The organism is Streptomyces cathayae (assembly GCF_029760955.1).
GTDB classification, from domain to species: Bacteria; Actinomycetota; Actinomycetes; order Streptomycetales; family Streptomycetaceae; genus Streptomyces; species Streptomyces cathayae.
This window is the reverse complement of record NZ_CP121682.1, coordinates 3,309,205-3,328,859: the sequence shown is the minus strand read 5'-3', so window position 1 is coordinate 3,328,859 and position 19,655 is coordinate 3,309,205. Positions and strand designations below refer to the sequence as shown.

Here is a 19,655-nt window from a genome sequence, read left to right as displayed (position 1 = left end):
CGCCGGCTCTGCCGGCTCCGCTGGGCAGAGTCCAGGACAACCGCTTCCGCGCAGGTCAGGCGAACGCTCAGGCGCCCGCCTGACCTGCGCGGTTTTTGGCCGCACATCCATACCCGCTATCGTTGTGCGGTATGCCTGCGTCCGGGCTGGTCCCGTCGCGCAGGCAGGACCCGAATGGAAAGGACCCGGAGAGCCATGCCTCCCAAGAAGAAGAAGGTCACGGGGCTCATCAAGCTCCAGATCCAGGCCGGTGCCGCCAACCCGGCTCCGCCGGTCGGCCCCGCGCTGGGTCAGCACGGCGTCAACATCATGGAGTTCTGCAAGGCCTACAACGCCGCGACCGAGTCGCAGCGTGGCTGGGTCATCCCGGTGGAGATCACGGTCTACGAGGACCGTTCCTTCACCTTCATCACCAAGACTCCGCCGGCCGCCAAGATGATCCTCAAGGCCGCGGGTGTGGACAAGGGCTCCGGCGAGCCGCACCTGACCAAGGTCGCGAAGATCACGCGTGACCAGGTCCGCGAGATCGCCACCACCAAGCTGCCCGACCTCAACGCCAACGACCTGGACGCCGCCGAGAAGATCATCGCCGGCACCGCCCGTTCCATGGGCGTCACGGTCGAGGGCTGATCTCCACCCCCGTAAGCCAGGCAGAAGTGTGGAAGGGCCCGCTCGGCCCGGACCACGACTCCTAAGAACCCACAGGAGCTTTAAGTGAGCAAGCGCAGCAAGTCTCTCCGCGCTGCGGACGCCAAGATCGACCGGGAGAAGCTGTACGCCCCGCTCGAGGCCGTCCGTCTCGCCAAGGAGACCTCCACGTCCAAGTTCGACGGCACCGTCGAGGTCGCCTTCCGTCTGGGTGTCGACCCGCGTAAGGCCGACCAGATGGTCCGTGGCACCGTGAACCTCCCGCACGGCACCGGCAAGACCGCCCGGGTCCTGGTCTTCGCGACCGGCGACCGTGCCGAGGCCGCGCGTGCCGCGGGCGCCGACATCGTCGGCGCCGACGAACTGATCGACGAGGTGTCGAAGGGCCGTCTGGACTTCGACGCCGTCGTCGCCACCCCGGACCTCATGGGCAAGGTCGGCCGCCTCGGCCGCGTGCTCGGTCCCCGTGGTCTCATGCCGAACCCCAAGACCGGCACCGTGACCCCGGACGTCACCAAGGCCGTCACCGAGATCAAGGGTGGCAAGATCGAGTTCCGCGTCGACAAGCACTCGAACCTGCACTTCATCATCGGCAAGACGTCCTTCGACGAGACCAAGCTGGTGGAGAACTACGGCGCCGCGCTGGACGAGATCCTCCGTCTGAAGCCGTCCGCCGCGAAGGGCCGCTACATCAAGAAGGCCGGGATGACCACCACGATGGGTCCCGGCATTCCGCTCGACCCGAACCGCACCCGCAACCTCCTCGTCGAGGAGGACCCGGCGGCGGTCTGAGCCTGACGGCTCGTCCCGATCGGTCACGGGCCCCGTGTCCGCAGCGTCCCTGCTGCGGGTGCGGGGCCCGTTCCGGTTCCGGTAGGTGTGCCGGGTGGTCTGCGCTACGGTGCGGCCACGGGGTTCGCACGGGAGAGAGTGGGGGCGCGCAGGGGTGGGACCGGGACCGATGACGATCACGACCGTGCGCCGTACGGGACTCGTGCTCGCGGCGACGGTCGCGCTCACGGCGCTGACCACGCTGACCGTGATCTCCGCCTGCACCTCCTCGGCCGTCCTCGGCCCTTCCGGCTCGGCCGGCCCTTCCGGCGATCGTGGTGCCGACACCGACACCGACACCGACACCGGCGCCGGACAGCGGGACGAGGCGTCCCGCCTGCGGTCCGTCACGGCGCTGCGGTCCGCCGAACGCTCCACCGCCGGCGCCGGGTCCGCCCGCGTCGAGTCCACCACGGCCATGGGCTCGCTGATGTCCATGACGGCCGACGGCACCCTCGCCTGGGGTGACGGCCTCGTCGGCACCCTGACCATCACGTACACGGACGGCGCGGTGGCCGACGCCATGCGCCGCCTCGGCAGCACGTCGATGGAGGCCCGCTATCTGCCCGACGCCTACTACGCGCGCGTGGGCGACACGTTCGCCGCGCGGACGGGCGGCGGGCCCTGGATCCGGTACGGCCACGACGACCTCGAGGACGTCGCAGGCGGCGGAGCCGCCGGTCTCGGGGACCAGATCCGCGGCTTCACCCCCCAGCAGTGCGTGAAGCTGCTGCTGGCCTCCGGCGACGTGCGGAGGGTCGGTGAGGAACGGGTACGGGGCACACCCGCCACGCGCTACTCGGGCACGGTGGAGCCGGCCCGCCTGAAGACCCGGAACCCGGGCCCCGGGACGGGACGCTCGGCCGAACTGGCGGATCTGACGCAGCAGTTGATCAGGGCCGGGGTCACCACCCAGACGGTGGACGTCTGGGTCGACGACCGGGACCTGCTGGTCAAGAAGGTGGAACGGGCGAAGACGGCGACGGGCCGGCTCACCCAGACCGCGTACTACGCCGACTACGGCGTGAAGGTGACGACCGAGGCTCCCCCCGCCGCCGACACCCAGGACGCCACGGACGTCCTGGACGGCCCTCGCGCCGCCCCCTGAGCCCGCCCGCCCGCCGCATCCCCGGGCCCTACGGGAGCCTCCGGCAGAACTCGAAGGCCGCTGTCAGAGGTGTGGGATAGGGTCAAAACCCTTGCTGTGTACAAGCTATGTGTTCCCTGGGGGGAACCGAGGACCTGGGGGATTCGATGAGAAATTCCGTACCTGCTGCCGGACTCACCGCACTCGTTCTTGCGGCCGGCGCGGTCGGCTGTTCCGGTGGCTCCGAGGAGTCGCCCGAGATGACGCCGGCGGCGGCCGTGGCCAAGGCGGCGAAGAACAGCGAGGACATCACGTCCTTCCGGTACACGATGACCGGTCAGGTCCCGGCACAGGGCAAGATCGAGGCCGAGGCGTCGATGCGGGTCAAGCCCGATGTCGCCATGAGCATGCAGATGACGGCGCCCGACGCGGGCACCCAGGGCAAGGTGGAGATCCGGCTCGTCGACAAGGCCATGTACATCGGCGGCGGCGCCGAGATGGCCAAGGAGATGGACGGCAAGAGCTGGATGAAGTTCGACATGGCCGAACTCGGCGCCGACGCGGAGCTGAACGAGCTCGGCACCCCCGGCCAGGCCGAGCAGAACCCGGCCGCCGAGTCGACCTTCCTCACCGGCGCCAAGGACGTGAAGAAGGTCGGCACCGAGAAGATCGACGGGGTCGAGACCACCCACTACTCGGGCACCATCACCCTCGACGACCTGCGCGACTCGCTCAAGAAGAAGGACGCCAAGGCCGCCGAGACCGGCGAGAAGAGCATCGAGCAGTACGAGAAGATGGGCGTCGAGTCGCTCACGATGGACATGTGGGTCGACGGTGAGGACCACACCAAGCAGTTCCGGATGCGCGGCGACGCCACCCAGGGCCCGCTGGACATGACCATCAAGTTCCTCGACGTCAACAAGCCGGTGACGGTCGAGGCCCCGCCGGCCGAGGAGACCGCCGACCTGGCCGAGATGATGAAGGAAGCGGAGCAGGGCTGACCGGCCCGGACCGGACCGGCGAACCGGCCCCGGGGAACGGATTTGCCTCGCGGCGATCCGTTCCCGTACTCTCCTGAAGAAGCCAAAGACCGCTGGTTGTTGCCGCGCCCTCGTCAGGGAGTGCGGTGGCCGAAGGATCCGCTGAACTGCGGACGGCCCGCGCAGGTGACAGTGGAAGAGTTCCCGGAATTCGCTGCCGCGAGGATGCGAATCACCGGTTGAGCCTCGCCCCGTGCGCCTGCGCCCGGGGCGTTTCGTTTTCCCAGTCCTCCTTCGGGTCCGCGCGGTCCGAATCACCCGGAAGGAGGCCGAGACTCTATGGCGAGGCCCGACAAGGCTGCTGCGGTTGCCGAGCTGACGGACAAGTTCCGCAGCTCCAACGCCGCCGTGCTGACCGAGTACCGCGGTCTCACCGTGGCGCAGCTCAAGACGCTGCGTCGTTCGCTCGGTGAGAACGCCCAGTACGCCGTGGTGAAGAACACGCTGACCAAGATTGCGGCCGACGAGGCCGGGATCACGCTGGACGACCAGCTCTTCGCTGGTCCGACGGCGGTCGCCTTCGTCACCGGTGACCCGGTGGAGTCGGCGAAGGGTCTCCGTGACTTCGCCAAGGACAACCCGAATCTCGTCATCAAGGGCGGTGTCCTTGACGGCAAGGCGCTGTCCGCCGACGAGATCAAGAAGCTTGCGGACCTCGAGTCCCGCGAGGTTCTGCTCTCCAAGCTGGCCGGTGCCTTCAAGGGCAAGCAGTCCCAGGCTGCTCAGCTCTTCCAGGCGCTGCCGTCGAAGCTCGTCCGCACCGTGGACGCGCTCCGTGCCAAGCAGGACGAGCAGGGCGGTGCCGAGTAATTCGGCTCGCTTTCCGATCCTCACCGCATGAGGTGAGGGTCGACGCGGGCCCGACGTCTACGCAGTAATGCCGTAAGGCACACGCCCGCCTCACCCAGTACATCCGGCATCTGCCGATTTAGCGGAAGGACCGCCATCATGGCGAAGCTCACCCAGGACGAGCTGCTGGCCCAGTTCGAGGGCATGACCCTCATCGAGCTCTCCGAGTTCGTGAAGGCCTTCGAGGAGAAGTTCGACGTCACCGCCGCCGCCGCGGTCGCCGTCGCCGGCCCGGCCGGCCCGGCCGCCCCGGTCGAGCAGGCCGAGGAGAAGGACGAGTTCGACGTCATCCTCACCGGTGCCGGCGACAAGAAGATCCAGGTCATCAAGGTCGTGCGCGAGCTGACCTCCCTCGGCCTGAAGGAGGCCAAGGACCTGGTCGACGGCGCCCCGAAGCCCGTCGTCGAGAAGGTCAACAAGGAAGCCGCCGACAAGGCCAAGGAGGCCCTCGAGGGCGCCGGCGCCTCCGTCGAGGTCAAGTAAGACCTTCCGGGTCCGACAGGACTCCTGCGGCCCGGCTGAGCCGGTTCCGCACCGCGTCCAGCGGGACGTGTAACGCGCAAGCGCCGAGGAGCGATCATCCAACCGGGTGGTCGCTCCTCGGTGTGTCCGGGGCCCGGCGGCGGCTGCCTTGCCCCCGGGACGGCGGGGGGTATGGTGATCTTCGATGCGGACCTCCGCGGGCCGCGAAGAATCGCCTGTTGAGAGGCGGTTCGGGCAAGGGGGGCCTTGACGAACCGCACGCAGCGCGCAATTCTCAGGACGCGTCGTCACAAGGATCCGAATCCGAGGCATGGATCGACGGCGAAGAGGGCAGGATCACGGTGCGTCGAGGGCACGAGCGTGCCGCAGGAGTTGAGAACAACGAGGGCCTTTGAGGGTCTCGAAAACCCGCACTGGACATCAGTGTGCCAAGTGGCTACACTGACCCTTTGCGCTGCCTGTTAGCTGTCCCCTGCCCGTCACCAGGGGTCTGCCCTCACTTGAGCACAGACGATCAGACCTCTCTGACCTGGCCTTTTCCGGTCGGACGGAGAAGCGTCCGACATCGTGTCCCGTGGGGGGCCGGCACGCGCGTAGTGAGTCCGAGCCCTCGGAAGGACCCCCTCTTGGCCGCCTCGCGCAATGCCTCGACCGCGAATACGAACAACGCTGCCAGCACCGCCCCGCTGCGCATCTCCTTTGCAAAGATCAAGGAGCCCCTCGAGGTTCCGAACCTTCTCGCGCTGCAGACCGAGAGCTTCGACTGGCTGCTCGGCAACGACGCCTGGAAGGCTCGCGTCGAGGCCGCTCTGGACAGCGGTCAGGACGTCCCCACCAAGTCCGGTCTGGAGGAGATCTTCGAGGAGATCTCCCCGATCGAGGACTTCTCCGGGTCGATGTCGCTGACCTTCCGCGATCACCGCTTCGAGCCGCCGAAGAACTCCATCGACGAGTGCAAGGACCGTGACTTCACGTACGCGGCGCCGCTCTTCGTCACCGCCGAGTTCACCAACAACGAGACCGGCGAGATCAAGTCCCAGACCGTCTTCATGGGCGACTTCCCGCTCATGACGAACAAGGGCACCTTCGTCATCAACGGCACCGAGCGTGTCGTGGTGTCGCAGCTGGTCCGTTCGCCGGGTGTCTACTTCGACTCCAGCATCGACAAGACGTCCGACAAGGACATCTTCTCCGCCAAGATCATCCCGTCCCGGGGTGCCTGGCTGGAGATGGAGATCGACAAGCGCGACATGGTCGGCGTCCGCGTCGACCGCAAGCGCAAGCAGTCCGTCACCGTCCTGCTCAAGGCGCTCGGCTGGACCACCGAGCAGATCCTCGAGGAGTTCGGCGAGTACGAGTCCATGCGCGCCACCCTGGAGAAGGACCACACCCAGGGCCAGGACGACGCGCTGCTCGACATCTACCGCAAGCTGCGTCCGGGCGAGCCCCCCACCCGCGAGGCCGCGCAGACGCTGCTCGAGAACCTCTACTTCAACCCCAAGCGCTACGACCTGGCCAAGGTCGGCCGCTACAAGGTCAACAAGAAGCTGGGTGCCGACGCGCCGCTCGACGCGGGCGTGCTGACCGTCGAGGACGTCATCTCGACGATCAAGTACCTGGTGAAGCTGCACGCCGGTGAGATCGAGACCGTCGGTGACAGCGGCCAGACCATCGTCGTCGAGACGGACGACATCGACCACTTCGGCAACCGGCGCCTGCGCAGCGTCGGCGAGCTCATCCAGAACCAGGTCCGTACGGGTCTGGCCCGGATGGAGCGCGTCGTGCGTGAGCGCATGACCACGCAGGACGTCGAGGCGATCACGCCGCAGACCCTGATCAACATCCGGCCGGTCGTCGCCTCCATCAAGGAGTTCTTCGGCACCAGCCAGCTGTCCCAGTTCATGGACCAGAACAACCCGCTGTCCGGGCTGACGCACAAGCGTCGTCTGTCCGCGCTCGGCCCGGGTGGTCTCTCCCGTGAGCGGGCCGGCTTCGAGGTCCGTGACGTGCACCCCTCGCACTACGGCCGCATGTGCCCGATCGAGACGCCCGAAGGCCCGAACATCGGTCTGATCGGCTCGCTCGCCTCCTACGGCCGGGTCAACGCGTTCGGTTTCGTCGAGACCCCCTACCGCAACGTGAGCGACGGCCAGGTCACCGACGACGTCGACTACCTGACCGCCGACGAGGAGGACCGCTTCGTCATCGCGCAGGCCAACGCGCCGCTCACCGACGACCTGCGGTTCGCCGAGGCCCGCGTGCTGGTCCGCCGCAAGGGCGGCGAGGTCGACTACGTCAGCCCCGACGAGGTCGACTACATGGACGTCTCGCCGCGCCAGATGGTGTCGGTCGCGACCGCCATGATCCCCTTCCTCGAGCACGACGACGCCAACCGTGCCCTCATGGGCGCGAACATGATGCGTCAGGCCGTGCCGCTGATCAGGTCCGAGGCCCCGCTCGTCGGCACCGGCATGGAGTACCGCTCCGCCGCCGACGCCGGTGACGTGGTCAAGGCCGAGAAGTCGGGTGTGGTCCAGGAGGTCTCCGCGGACTACATCACCACCACCAACGACGACGGCACGTACATCACGTACCGCCTGGCCAAGTTCGCCCGCTCCAACCAGGGCACCTCGGTCAACCAGAAGGTCATCGTCAACGAGGGCGACCGCGTCGTCGAGGGCCAGGTCCTCGCCGACGGTCCGGCCACCGAGAACGGCGAGATGGCGCTCGGCAAGAACCTGCTGGTCGCGTTCATGCCGTGGGAGGGCCACAACTACGAGGACGCGATCATCCTGTCGCAGCGCCTCGTGCAGGACGACGTCCTCTCCTCGATCCACATCGAGGAGCACGAGGTCGACGCCCGTGACACCAAGCTCGGCCCCGAGGAGATCACCCGGGACATCCCGAACGTCTCCGAGGAGGTCCTCGCCGACCTCGACGAGCGCGGCATCATCCGCATCGGTGCCGAGGTCGTCGCCGGCGACATCCTCGTCGGCAAGGTCACGCCCAAGGGTGAGACCGAGCTGACCCCCGAGGAGCGCCTGCTGCGCGCGATCTTCGGTGAGAAGGCCCGTGAGGTCCGTGACACCTCGCTGAAGGTGCCGCACGGCGAGATCGGCAAGATCATCGGTGTGCGCGTCTTCGACCGCGAGGAGGGCGACGAGCTTCCCCCCGGTGTGAACCAGCTGGTGCGCGTCTACGTCGCGCAGAAGCGCAAGATCACCGACGGTGACAAGCTCGCCGGCCGCCACGGCAACAAGGGCGTCATCTCGAAGATCCTGCCGATCGAGGACATGCCGTTCCTGGAGGACGGCACCCCGGTCGACATCATCCTCAACCCGCTGGGTGTGCCGTCCCGAATGAACCCGGGACAGGTACTGGAGATCCACCTCGGCTGGCTCGCCAGCCAGGGCTGGGACGTCTCCGGCCTCGAGGCGGAGTGGGCCGAGCGCCTCCAGGTGATCGGCGCCGACCGTGTCGAGCCCCGGACGAACGTGGCGACCCCCGTCTTCGACGGTGCCCGTGAGGACGAGCTCAGCGGTCTGCTGGAGCACACCGTCCCGAACCGCGACGGCGAGCGCATGGTGCTCCCGAGCGGTAAGGCGCGGCTGTTCGACGGCCGCTCCGGTGAGCCGTTCCCGGAGCCGATCTCGATCGGCTACATGTACATCCTCAAGCTGCACCACCTGGTCGACGACAAGCTGCACGCCCGCTCGACCGGTCCGTACTCGATGATCACCCAGCAGCCGCTGGGCGGTAAGGCCCAGTTCGGTGGCCAGCGCTTCGGTGAGATGGAGGTGTGGGCGCTGGAGGCGTACGGCGCCGCATACGCCCTCCAGGAGCTGCTGACCATCAAGTCCGACGACGTCACCGGCCGTGTGAAGGTCTACGAGGCCATCGTCAAGGGCGAGAACATCCCCGAGCCGGGCATCCCCGAGTCCTTCAAGGTCCTCATCAAGGAGATGCAGTCCCTGTGCCTGAACGTGGAGGTGCTGTCCAGCGACGGCATGTCCATCGAGATGCGTGACACCGACGAGGACGTCTTCCGCGCTGCGGAGGAGCTCGGCATCGACCTGTCCCGGCGCGAGCCGAGCAGCGTCGAAGAGGTCTGACGGGAGTTTCGGTCCGGAGGTTCAGCGATGAAGATCCCTGAACCTCCGGCCGGCCCCAGGACCCCCGTTTCAGACCCCACGACTTACGACCCTGAGAGGGATTGACGCATAGTGCTCGACGTCAACTTCTTCGACGAGCTCCGGATCGGCCTGGCCACCGCTGACGACATCCGTCAGTGGAGCCACGGCGAGGTCAAGAAGCCCGAGACCATCAACTACCGCACCCTCAAGCCGGAAAAGGACGGACTCTTCTGCGAGAAGATCTTCGGTCCGACCCGGGACTGGGAGTGCTACTGCGGCAAGTACAAGCGCGTCCGTTTCAAGGGCATCATCTGTGAGCGCTGTGGCGTCGAGGTCACGCGCGCCAAGGTGCGCCGTGAGCGGATGGGCCACATCGAGCTGGCCGCGCCCGTCACGCACATCTGGTACTTCAAGGGCGTCCCGTCGCGCCTCGGCTACCTGCTCGACCTCGCCCCGAAGGACCTGGAGAAGGTCATCTACTTCGCGGCGTACATGATCACGTACGTCGACGAGGAGCGCCGCACCCGCGACCTGCCCTCGCTGGAGGCGCACGTCTCCGTCGAGCGCCAGCAGGTGGAGAACCGTCGCGACGCCGACCTGGAGGCCCGCGCCAAGAAGCTCGAGACCGACCTGGCCGAGCTCGAGGCCGAGGGCGCCAAGGCGGATGTGCGCCGCAAGGTGCGCGAGGGCGCCGAGCGTGAGATGAAGCAGCTGCGCGACCGCGCGCAGCGCGAGATCGACCGTCTCGACGAGGTGTGGAACCGGTTCAAGAACCTCAAGGTCCAGGACCTGGAGGGTGACGAGCTGCTCTACCGCGAGCTGCGTGACCGCTTCGGCACGTACTTCGACGGCTCGATGGGTGCCGCGGCGCTGCAGAAGCGCCTGGAGTCCTTCGACCTCGAGGAGGAGGCCGAGCGCCTCCGCGAGATCATCCGCACCGGCAAGGGCCAGAAGAAGACCCGTGCGCTCAAGCGCCTCAAGGTCGTCTCCGCGTTCCTGCAGACCAGCAACAGCCCCAAGGGCATGGTGCTGGACTGCGTGCCGGTCATCCCGCCGGACCTGCGTCCGATGGTGCAGCTGGACGGTGGCCGCTTCGCGACCTCCGACCTGAACGACCTGTACCGCCGTGTGATCAACCGCAACAACCGCCTGAAGCGGCTTCTCGACCTCGGCGCGCCCGAGATCATCGTGAACAACGAGAAGCGCATGCTCCAGGAGGCCGTCGACGCGCTCTTCGACAACGGCCGTCGCGGTCGCCCGGTGACGGGCCCCGGCAACCGTCCGCTGAAGTCGCTGTCCGACATGCTCAAGGGCAAGCAGGGACGCTTCCGTCAGAACCTGCTCGGCAAGCGCGTGGACTACTCCGCGCGTTCCGTGATCGTCGTCGGTCCGCAGCTGAAGCTGCACCAGTGCGGACTGCCGAAGGCGATGGCGCTGGAGCTGTTCAAGCCGTTCGTGATGAAGCGCCTGGTCGACCTGAACCACGCGCAGAACATCAAGTCGGCCAAGCGCATGGTCGAGCGCGGCCGCACCGTGGTGTACGACGTCCTCGAAGAGGTCATCGCCGAGCACCCGGTCCTGCTGAACCGTGCGCCCACCCTGCACCGCCTCGGCATCCAGGCCTTCGAGCCGCAGCTGGTCGAGGGCAAGGCCATCCAGATCCACCCGCTCGTCTGCACCGCGTTCAACGCGGACTTCGACGGTGACCAGATGGCCGTGCACCTGCCGCTGTCCGCGGAGGCGCAGGCCGAGGCCCGCATCCTGATGCTGTCCTCGAACAACATCCTCAAGCCGGCCGACGGCCGTCCGGTGACGATGCCGACCCAGGACATGGTCCTCGGTCTGTTCTTCCTCACCACCGACGGCGAGATGCGCGACACCAAGGGCGAGGGCCGGTTCTTCGCCTCGGTCGCCGAGGCGATCATGGCCTTCGACGCGGGCGAGCTGTCGCTCCAGTCGAGGATCGACGTCCGCTTCCCGGTCGGCACCATCCCGCCGCGTGGGTGGATCCCGCCGACGCGCGAGGAAGGCGAGCCGGAGTGGCAGCAGGGTGACAGCTTCCGGCTGAACACCACCCTGGGCCGTGCGCTCTTCAACGAGCTGCTGCCCGAGGACTACCCGTTCGTCGACTACGAGGTCAGCAAGAAGCAGCTCTCCGAGATCGTCAACGACCTCGCCGAGCGCTACCCGAAGGTCATCGTGGCGGCGACGCTCGACAACCTGAAGGCGGCCGGCTTCCACTGGGCCACCCGTTCCGGTGTCACCGTCGCCATCTCCGACGTCGTCGTTCCCGAGGCGAAGAAGGAGATCGTCCACGGTTACGAGGCGCAGGACGAGAAGGTCCAGAAGCAGTACGAGCGCGGCCTGATCACCAAGGACGAGCGCACGCAGGAACTCATCGCGATCTGGACCAAGGCGACCAACGAGGTCGCCGAGGCGATGAACGACAACTTCCCGAAGACCAACCCGATCTTCATGATGGTGAACTCGGGCGCGCGCGGCAACATGATGCAGATGCGTCAGATCGCCGGTATGCGCGGTCTGGTGTCGAACGCGAAGAACGAGACGATCCCGCGGCCCATCAAGGCCTCGTTCCGTGAGGGTCTGTCCGTGCTGGAGTACTTCATCGCCACGCACGGTGCCCGTAAGGGTCTGGCGGACACCGCGCTGCGGACCGCCGACTCGGGTTACCTCACCCGTCGTCTGGTCGACGTCTCCCAGGACGTCATCATCCGCGAGGAGGACTGCGGCACCGACCGCGGTCTGAAGCTGCGGATCGCCACGCGGGAGGCCGACGGCACCCTGCGCAAGGGCGACGACGTCGAGACCAGCGTGTACGCCCGCATGCTCGCCGAGGACGTCGTCATCGACGGCAAGGTGATCGCGCCGGCCAACGTCGACCTCGGTGACGTGCTCATCGAGCAGCTGGTGCACCACGGTGTCGAGCAGGTCAAGACCCGTTCGATCCTGACCTGCGAGTCCGCCGTCGGCACCTGCGCCATGTGCTACGGCCGTTCGCTGGCCACCGGCAAGCTGGTCGACATCGGTGAGGCGGTCGGCATCATCGCCGCCCAGTCCATCGGTGAGCCCGGCACCCAGCTGACGATGCGTACCTTCCACACCGGTGGTGTGGCCGGTGACGACATCACCCAGGGTCTGCCGCGTGTCGTCGAGCTCTTCGAGGCCCGTACCCCGAAGGGTGTCGCCCCGATCTCCGAGGCCGCCGGCCGCGTCCGGATCGAGGAGACCGAGAAGACGAAGAAGATCGTCGTCACCCCGGACGACGGCAGCGACGAGACGGCGTTCCCGATCTCGAAGCGCGCCCGTCTGCTGGTCGGCGAGGGCGATCACGTCGAGGTGGGCCAGAAGCTCACCGTGGGTGCCACCAACCCGCACGACGTGCTGCGCATCCTGGGTCAGCGGGCCGTCCAGGTCCACCTGGTCAACGAGGTGCAGAAGGTCTACGACTCGCAGGGTGTGTCGATCCACGACAAGCACATCGAGATCATCATCCGGCAGATGCTGCGCCGTGTGACGATCATCGAGTCCGGCGACGCCGAGCTGCTGCCCGGCGAGCTGGTCGAGCGGTCGAAGTTCGAGGCCGAGAACCGTCGTGTGGTGCAGGAGGGCGGTCACCCCGCCTCCGGCCGTCCGCAGCTGATGGGTATCACCAAGGCCTCGCTGGCGACCGAGTCGTGGCTGTCGGCGGCGTCCTTCCAGGAGACGACCAGGGTCCTCACGGACGCGGCGATCAACGCCAAGTCCGACTCCCTGATCGGCCTCAAGGAGAACGTCATCATCGGTAAGCTCATCCCGGCCGGTACGGGCCTGTCCCGTTACCGCAACATCCGGGTCGAGCCGACCGAGGAGGCCAAGGCCGCGATGTACTCGGCCGTCGGCTACGACGACATCGACTACTCGCCGTTCGGCACGGGCTCCGGCCAGGCCGTTCCGCTGGAGGACTACGACTACGGTCCGTACAACCAGTAGGCGAGTCGCCCGACGTACCGCAGGGCGGCCACCCCGTACAGAACGGGGTGGCCGCCCTGCGGCGTTCCGCGACCCGTACCGGTGAGGTGCGCGAGTGACCTGTGCCGGTGACCTGTACCGGTTTCGTGACGCGCAGCCCGTGCCGTAAGGCTTTGCGCGGGCGCATGATGGAATGACGTGTGCAGTCGGGGGAGGTACCTGGTGTCGCAGTCGCCGTATCCGTCGTGGCAGCCCTGGCAGGGGCGAGGCGCTCCGCAGCCGTGGGGTGGACCGGGTGGGCCGCAGCAGGGCGGGCCGCCGATGCTGGCCTCGCACGCGGACCGGGAGCGCACCGTGGACGTGCTCCGGGCCGGGTACGCGGAGGGCCGTCTGGACCAGCAGGAGCTCGAGCGGCGGGTGGCGCGGGCCTATCAGGCCCGTACGGTGGCGGATCTCTCGCTGCTGGTGGCCGATCTGCCGCAGGGCCCCGTGCCGCAGACCGCGGTGGTGCAGCAGCACGTCCCCATGGCGCCGGCGACGTTCCTGCCCCGGCAGAAGACCAACGACAAGGCGATCGGGTCGATGGTGTGCGGGGTGCTGTGCCTGGCGACGGGCGGGGTGACCGGCATCCCGGCCGTGGTGCTGGGGCACATGGCCCGTGCGGAGATCCGGCGCACGGGGGAGCAGGGGGACGGGCTCGCGGTGGCCGGACTGGTGCTCGGCTGGCTGTCCACGGCCGGCTGGGCCGCTTTCCTGTTCCTTCTGATCATGTTCGGTGTCGCGTCGGGCTGACGCGTGGGGGCTGACGCGTGAGGGGAACGGAAAGGGGCCGGAGCCGCCCTTTCGAAGATCGTTCCCTTTCGCGGGCTTCACCCGCTGCGCGCGGGGGCGGGGCGACAGCCCATTTGTTTTGACCGCAGCCAATGCTATAGGTACGCTCAGACCTTGTGCCTGGGGTGTGCCCTGGCTTCCGCGTGTGCCGTCAGACCGCGCCGGGGGCTGTGAACGGCCACCGCGATCATGCGCTTCTTTCTGCCTTGCGCCGGGAGTCCGCGGGATTCGACACACCCGACCGCGTGGGTCGGTGACGTTCCAGGTTAGCTGTACCTATCGGCACACAGAAACCGGAGAAGTAGTGCCTACGATCCAGCAGCTGGTCCGTAAGGGCCGGCAGGACAAGGTCGAGAAGAACAAGACGCCCGCACTCGAGGGTTCCCCTCAGCGTCGTGGCGTCTGCACGCGTGTGTTCACCACCACCCCGAAGAAGCCGAACTCGGCCCTCCGTAAGGTCGCGCGTGTGCGTCTGACCAGCGGTATCGAGGTCACTGCTTACATTCCGGGTGAGGGGCACAACCTGCAGGAGCACTCCATCGTGCTCGTGCGCGGCGGCCGTGTGAAGGACCTGCCGGGTGTTCGCTACAAGATCATCCGTGGCTCCCTCGACACCCAGGGTGTCAAGAACCGCAAGCAGGCCCGCAGCCGCTACGGCGCCAAGAAGGAGAAGTAAGAATGCCTCGTAAGGGCCCCGCCCCGAAGCGCCCGGTCATCATCGACCCGGTCTACGGTTCTCCTCTGGTGACCTCCCTGATCAACAAGGTGCTGCTGAACGGCAAGCGCTCCACCGCCGAGCGCATCGTCTACGGCGCCATGGAGGGCCTTCGCGAGAAGACCGGCAACGACCCGGTCATCACGCTGAAGCGCGCTCTCGAGAACATCAAGCCGACCCTCGAGGTCAAGTCCCGCCGTGTCGGTGGCGCCACGTACCAGGTTCCGATCGAGGTCAAGCCCGGTCGTGCCAACACCCTGGCGCTGCGCTGGCTGGTCGGTTACTCCCGCGCCCGTCGCGAGAAGACCATGACCGAGCGTCTGCTCAACGAGCTCCTCGACGCCTCCAACGGCCTCGGTGCCGCTGTGAAGAAGCGCGAGGACACGCACAAGATGGCCGAGTCCAACAAGGCCTTCGCGCACTACCGCTGGTAGTCGCTACCCACATCGAGACCGAGAGAAGACTGAAGCCTTATGGCTACCACTTCACTTGACCTGGCCAAGGTCCGCAACATCGGGATCATGGCCCACATCGACGCGGGCAAGACGACCACCACCGAGCGGATCCTGTTCTACACCGGCGTGTCGTACAAGATCGGCGAGACCCACGAGGGTTCCGCCACGATGGACTGGATGGAGCAGGAGCAGGAGCGTGGCATCACGATCACCTCTGCTGCGACCACCTGCCACTGGCCGCTCGAGGACAACGACTACACGATCAACATCATCGACACCCCGGGGCACGTCGACTTCACCGTAGAGGTGGAGCGTTCCCTGCGAGTGCTCGACGGTGCCGTGACCGTGTTCGACGGTGTCGCCGGTGTCGAGCCGCAGTCCGAGACGGTGTGGCGTCAGGCCGACCGTTACGGCGTGCCGCGTATCTGCTTCGTCAACAAGCTGGACCGTACCGGCGCGGACTTCCACCGCTGTGTCGGCATGATCAAGGACCGCCTGGGTGCGCAGCCGCTGGTCATGCAGCTGCCGATCGGTGCCGAGGCCGACTTCAACGGCGTCGTGGACCTGGTCCGCATGAAGGCGCTCGTGTGGTCCGCCGAGGCCGCCAAGGGCGAGATGTACGACGTCGTCGACATCCCGGCCACGCACACCGAGGCCGCCGAGGAGTGGCACGGCAAGCTGATCGAGGCCGTCGCGGAGAACGACGAAGAGATCATGGAGCTGTACCTGGAGGGCCAGGAGCCCACCCAGGAGCAGCTGCACGCCGCGATCCGTCGCATCACCATCGCGTCCGGCAAGTCCACCGACACCACCATCACCCCGGTGTTCTGCGGCACCGCGTTCAAGAACAAGGGCGTTCAGCCCCTGCTCGACGCGGTCGTGCGCTACCTCCCGACCCCGCTCGACATCGAGGCCATCGAGGGCCACGACGTCAAGGACCCCGAGGTCGTGATCACGCGCAAGCCGTCCGTGGACGAGCCGCTGTCGGCCCTCGCGTTCAAGATCGCGAGTGACCCGCACCTCGGCAAGCTCACCTACGTCCGGGTCTACTCGGGCCGCCTGGTGTCCGGCACCGCCGTGCTGAACTCCGTCAAGGGCAAGAAGGAGCGCATCGGCAAGATCTACCGCATGCACGCCAACAAGCGTGAGGAGATCGAGTCGGTGACCGCCGGCGACATCGTCGCCGTCATGGGCCTGAAGCAGACCACCACCGGTGAGACGCTGTCCGACGACAAGAACCCGGTGATCCTGGAGTCCATGGACTTCCCGGCGCCGGTCATCCAGGTCGCCATCGAGCCCAAGTCGAAGGGTGACCAGGAGAAGCTGGGCGTCGCGATCCAGCGCCTGGCCGAGGAGGACCCCTCCTTCCAGGTCCACTCGGACGAGGAGACCGGCCAGACCATCATCGGCGGTATGGGCGAGCTGCACCTCGAGGTGCTGGTCGACCGTATGCGCCGTGAGTTCAAGGTCGAGGCCAACGTCGGCAAGCCGCAGGTCGCCTACCGCGAGACGATCCGCAAGGCCGTCGAGCGCGTGGACTACACCCACAAGAAGCAGACCGGTGGTACCGGTCAGTTCGCCAAGGTGCAGATCGCGATCGAGCCCATCGAGGGCGGCGACACCTCGTACGAGTTCGTGAACAAGGTGACCGGTGGCCGTGTGCCGAAGGAGTACATTCCTTCGGTGGACGCCGGTGCGCAGGAGGCCATGCAGTTCGGTATCCTCGCCGGCTACGAGATGACGGGCGTCCGCGTCACGCTTCTCGACGGTGGCTACCACGAGGTGGACTCCTCCGAGCTCGCGTTCAAGATCGCCGGCTCGCAGGCCTTCAAGGAGGCCGCGCGCAAGGCTTCGCCCGTGCTCCTCGAGCCGATGATGGCCGTCGAGGTCACCACGCCCGAGGACTACATGGGTGAGGTCATCGGCGACATCAACTCCCGCCGTGGCCAGATCCAGGCCATGGAGGAGCGGGCCGGTGCTCGCGTCGTGAAGGGCCTCGTGCCCCTTTCGGAGATGTTCGGCTACGTCGGGGACCTCCGCAGCAAGACGTCGGGTCGCGCAAGCTACTCGATGCAGTTCGACTCCTACGCCGAGGTTCCGCGGAACGTCGCCGAGGAGATCATCGCGAAGGCCAAGGGCGAGTAACGGACTCCGTTCACACGCTTTAGGCTTGACCCCGGAGCCTGCTCGGGGCATTCCGCCGCAAAACCGGTGGAATGCCCCCGGCCCCGGGCTTTCCAGCAAAGATCACCTGGCGCCGATGAGTAAGGCGTACAGAACCACTCCACAGGAGGACCCCAGTGGCGAAGGCGAAGTTCGAGCGGACTAAGCCGCACGTCAACATCGGCACCATCGGTCACATCGACCACGGTAAGACGACCCTCACGGCCGCCATTACCAAGGTGCTGCACGACGCGTACCCGGACCTGAACGAGGCCTCGGCCTTCGACATGATCGACAAGGCGCCCGAGGAGCGCCAGCGTGGTATCACGATCTCGATCTCGCACGTCGAGTACCAGACCGAGCAGCGTCACTACGCCCACGTCGACTGCCCCGGTCACGCGGACTACATCAAGAACATGATCACGGGTGCGGCGCAGATGGACGGCGCCATCCTCGTGGTCGCCGCGACCGACGGCCCGATGCCGCAGACCAAGGAGCACGTCCTCCTGGCCCGCCAGGTCGGCGTTCCGTACATCGTCGTCGCCCTGAACAAGGCCGACATGGTGGACGACGAGGAGATCCTGGAGCTCGTCGAGCTCGAGGTCCGTGAGCTCCTCTCCGAGTACGAGTTCCCGGGCGACGACGTTCCCGTCGTCAAGGTCTCCGCTCTGAAGGCCCTCGAGGGCGACAAGGAGTGGGGCAACTCGGTCCTCGAGCTCATGAAGGCCGTGGACGAGGCCATCCCGCAGCCCGAGCGTGACGTCGACAAGCCGTTCCTCATGCCGGTCGAGGACGTCTTCACGATCACCGGTCGCGGTACGGTCGTCACCGGCCGTATCGAGCGTGGTGTCCTGAAGGTCAACGAGACCGTCGACATCATCGGTATCAAGCAGGACAAGACCACCACCACGGTCACCGGTATCGAGATGTTCCGGAAGCTGCTCGACGAGGGCCAGGCCGGTGAGAACGTCGGTCTGCTGCTCCGCGGCATCAAGCGCGAGGACGTCGAGCGCGGCCAGGTCATCATCAAGCCCGGTTCGGTCACCCCGCACACCGAGTTCGAGGCCCAGGCCTACATCCTGTCGAAGGACGAGGGTGGCCGTCACACCCCCTTCTTCAACAACTACCGCCCGCAGTTCTACTTCCGTACGACGGACGTGACCGGCGTCGTGACCCTCCCCGAGGGCACCGAGATGGTCATGCCGGGTGACAACACCGAGATGTCGGTGCAGCTCATCCAGCCCATCGCCATGGAAGAGGGCCTGAAGTTCGCCATCCGTGAGGGTGGACGGACCGTGGGCGCCGGCCAGGTCACCAAGATCAACAAGTAAGCTCCGGCTGCTTGCTGATCCGACCTGGTAGCTCCACCGCGAGCACCTGAGAGGGCCCGCACGACTTCGGTCGTGCGGGCCTTTTCGCGTTGCAGGGGGCTGGGGGACTGACGGTGTCAATCTCCACATCCCGCCTGTCACCCGATCGCGGGAAAGGTTGGCATATGCGCGCCGTGGAGCGGGAGACGGTCCTAGTTTCGGATCATGCTCAGCTCATCCCATGAGGCCCTGCACCGGATCTTCCAGGAGGACCCGGGCCTCTTCGCCCGTGCCGTCAGAGGGCTCGGTGTTTCCTTTCCGCCGCCTGTTTCCGCCTCCCCGCTTCCCACCGACCTCACGGAGAACCGTCCGATGGAGCGCCGGGTGGACACGCTGCTGAGGATGGACACCGAGGACGGCGAGTTCATCCTGGCGGTCGAGTCCCAGGGGAAACGGGCCTCCGACAAGCCCGCGAGCTGGGCGTACTGTCTCTCCCACCTGTACGCCGAGTACGGCATCCCTCCGGTCCTCCTCGTCGTCTGCGCGGACCGGTCCACCGCGGCCTGGGCCGCCCGGCAGGTGGACATCGGCCCGCCGCAGTGGCCCTCGCTCACCCTGCGTCCGCTGGTCCTGGGGCCGGACAGCCTGCCGGTGATCGCCAGCCCCGACGAGGCCGCTCGCGACATTCCGCTCACGGTCCTGTCGGCGGCTCTGCACCGCCGGGATCCGGACGCCGATGCCATACTGAACGCGCTGGCAAAGGCGCTGAAGGGCTTGTCGGCCGACGACGAGGACACCGCAGGCACCTTCATCGAACTCACCGGACAAGGCCTCGGCAAGACGCCGGCCGCGGATCTCTGGAGGCACCTGATGGCTGTCGACCTCTCTTTCTTCCAGTCGGAGACTGCTCAGAGGCTCCGGGGCGAGGGCCGGATCGAGGGCCGGACGGAGGACATCCTGCGCCTGCTCGACGGCCGGGGCATCGAGGTGTCCGCGGAGGAGCTGGAGCGTATTGCCGGGTGCGGTGACCTGGACACGTTGGACGTCTGGTTCACCCGGGCGATCACGGCCACGTCGGCGGCGGAGGTCTTCGAGGGCGACGAGGCGGGCTGAGCCGGTTCGGCGGCGCGGCGGCGGCGCG

General features: G+C 67.1%; 14 protein-coding genes. All 14 read left to right on the top strand.

Annotation, left to right across the window (positions count from 1 at the left end):
- The first annotated feature begins 195 nt into the window (after positions 1 to 195).
- Positions 196 to 630, top strand: coding sequence for a 50S ribosomal protein L11 (gene rplK, locus PYS65_RS14995; RefSeq protein WP_279334458.1), 435 nt, complete (start codon positions 196 to 198; stop codon positions 628 to 630).
- An 84-nt stretch (positions 631 to 714) separates the two neighbouring features.
- A complete protein-coding gene (gene rplA / locus PYS65_RS14990) occupies positions 715 to 1,440 on the top strand; it encodes a 50S ribosomal protein L1 (RefSeq protein WP_279334457.1) in 726 nt (241 codons plus the stop codon).
- A gap of 169 nt (positions 1,441 to 1,609) precedes the next feature.
- On the top strand, positions 1,610 to 2,587 hold the full coding sequence (locus PYS65_RS14985; protein WP_279334456.1) for an SCO4651 family lipoprotein: 978 nt from the start codon (positions 1,610 to 1,612) through the stop codon (positions 2,585 to 2,587).
- Positions 2,588 to 2,733: 146 nt separating this feature from the next.
- Positions 2,734 to 3,567: an SCO4651 family lipoprotein gene (locus PYS65_RS14980; protein ID WP_279334455.1), complete on the top strand. Its 834-nt coding sequence runs from the start codon at positions 2,734 to 2,736 to the stop codon at positions 3,565 to 3,567.
- Positions 3,568 to 3,885: 318 nt separating this feature from the next.
- On the top strand, positions 3,886 to 4,416 hold the full coding sequence (rplJ, locus tag PYS65_RS14975) for a 50S ribosomal protein L10 (RefSeq protein WP_279334454.1): 531 nt from the start codon (positions 3,886 to 3,888) through the stop codon (positions 4,414 to 4,416).
- 138 nt (positions 4,417 to 4,554) lie between these two features.
- The gene (gene rplL, locus PYS65_RS14970; protein ID WP_279334453.1) at positions 4,555 to 4,938 is read left to right on the top strand and encodes a 50S ribosomal protein L7/L12; all 384 of its coding nucleotides are present in this window, start codon (positions 4,555 to 4,557) and stop codon (positions 4,936 to 4,938) included.
- Positions 4,939 to 5,564: 626 nt separating this feature from the next.
- Entirely contained in the window at positions 5,565 to 9,050 is a 3,486-nt protein-coding gene (rpoB, locus tag PYS65_RS14965) for a DNA-directed RNA polymerase subunit beta (protein ID WP_279334452.1), read from the top strand.
- A gap of 111 nt (positions 9,051 to 9,161) precedes the next feature.
- Positions 9,162 to 13,061 carry a DNA-directed RNA polymerase subunit beta' gene (locus tag PYS65_RS14960; protein WP_279334451.1) on the top strand — a complete coding sequence of 1,300 codons (3,900 nt, stop codon included), beginning with the start codon at positions 9,162 to 9,164 and terminating at the stop codon, positions 13,059 to 13,061.
- 201 nt (positions 13,062 to 13,262) lie between these two features.
- Complete coding sequence (locus PYS65_RS14955) at positions 13,263 to 13,832, top strand: DUF1707 and DUF4190 domain-containing protein (RefSeq protein ID WP_279334450.1); 570 nt, start codon at positions 13,263 to 13,265, stop codon at positions 13,830 to 13,832.
- A gap of 343 nt (positions 13,833 to 14,175) precedes the next feature.
- On the top strand, positions 14,176 to 14,547 hold the full coding sequence (gene rpsL / locus PYS65_RS14950) for a 30S ribosomal protein S12 (protein WP_003948652.1): 372 nt from the start codon (positions 14,176 to 14,178) through the stop codon (positions 14,545 to 14,547).
- Positions 14,548 to 14,549: 2 nt separating this feature from the next.
- Positions 14,550 to 15,020 carry a 30S ribosomal protein S7 gene (gene rpsG / locus PYS65_RS14945; RefSeq protein ID WP_003974303.1) on the top strand — a complete coding sequence of 157 codons (471 nt, stop codon included), beginning with the start codon at positions 14,550 to 14,552 and terminating at the stop codon, positions 15,018 to 15,020.
- 39 nt (positions 15,021 to 15,059) lie between these two features.
- On the top strand, positions 15,060 to 17,186 hold the full coding sequence (fusA, locus tag PYS65_RS14940) for an elongation factor G (protein ID WP_279334449.1): 2,127 nt from the start codon (positions 15,060 to 15,062) through the stop codon (positions 17,184 to 17,186).
- A 155-nt stretch (positions 17,187 to 17,341) separates the two neighbouring features.
- Entirely contained in the window at positions 17,342 to 18,535 is a 1,194-nt protein-coding gene (gene tuf / locus PYS65_RS14935) for an elongation factor Tu (RefSeq protein ID WP_279334448.1), read from the top strand.
- Between the two features lie 204 nt (positions 18,536 to 18,739).
- The gene (locus PYS65_RS14930; protein ID WP_279334447.1) at positions 18,740 to 19,627 is read left to right on the top strand and encodes a hypothetical protein; all 888 of its coding nucleotides are present in this window, start codon (positions 18,740 to 18,742) and stop codon (positions 19,625 to 19,627) included.
- Positions 19,628 to 19,655 lie beyond the last annotated feature (28 nt).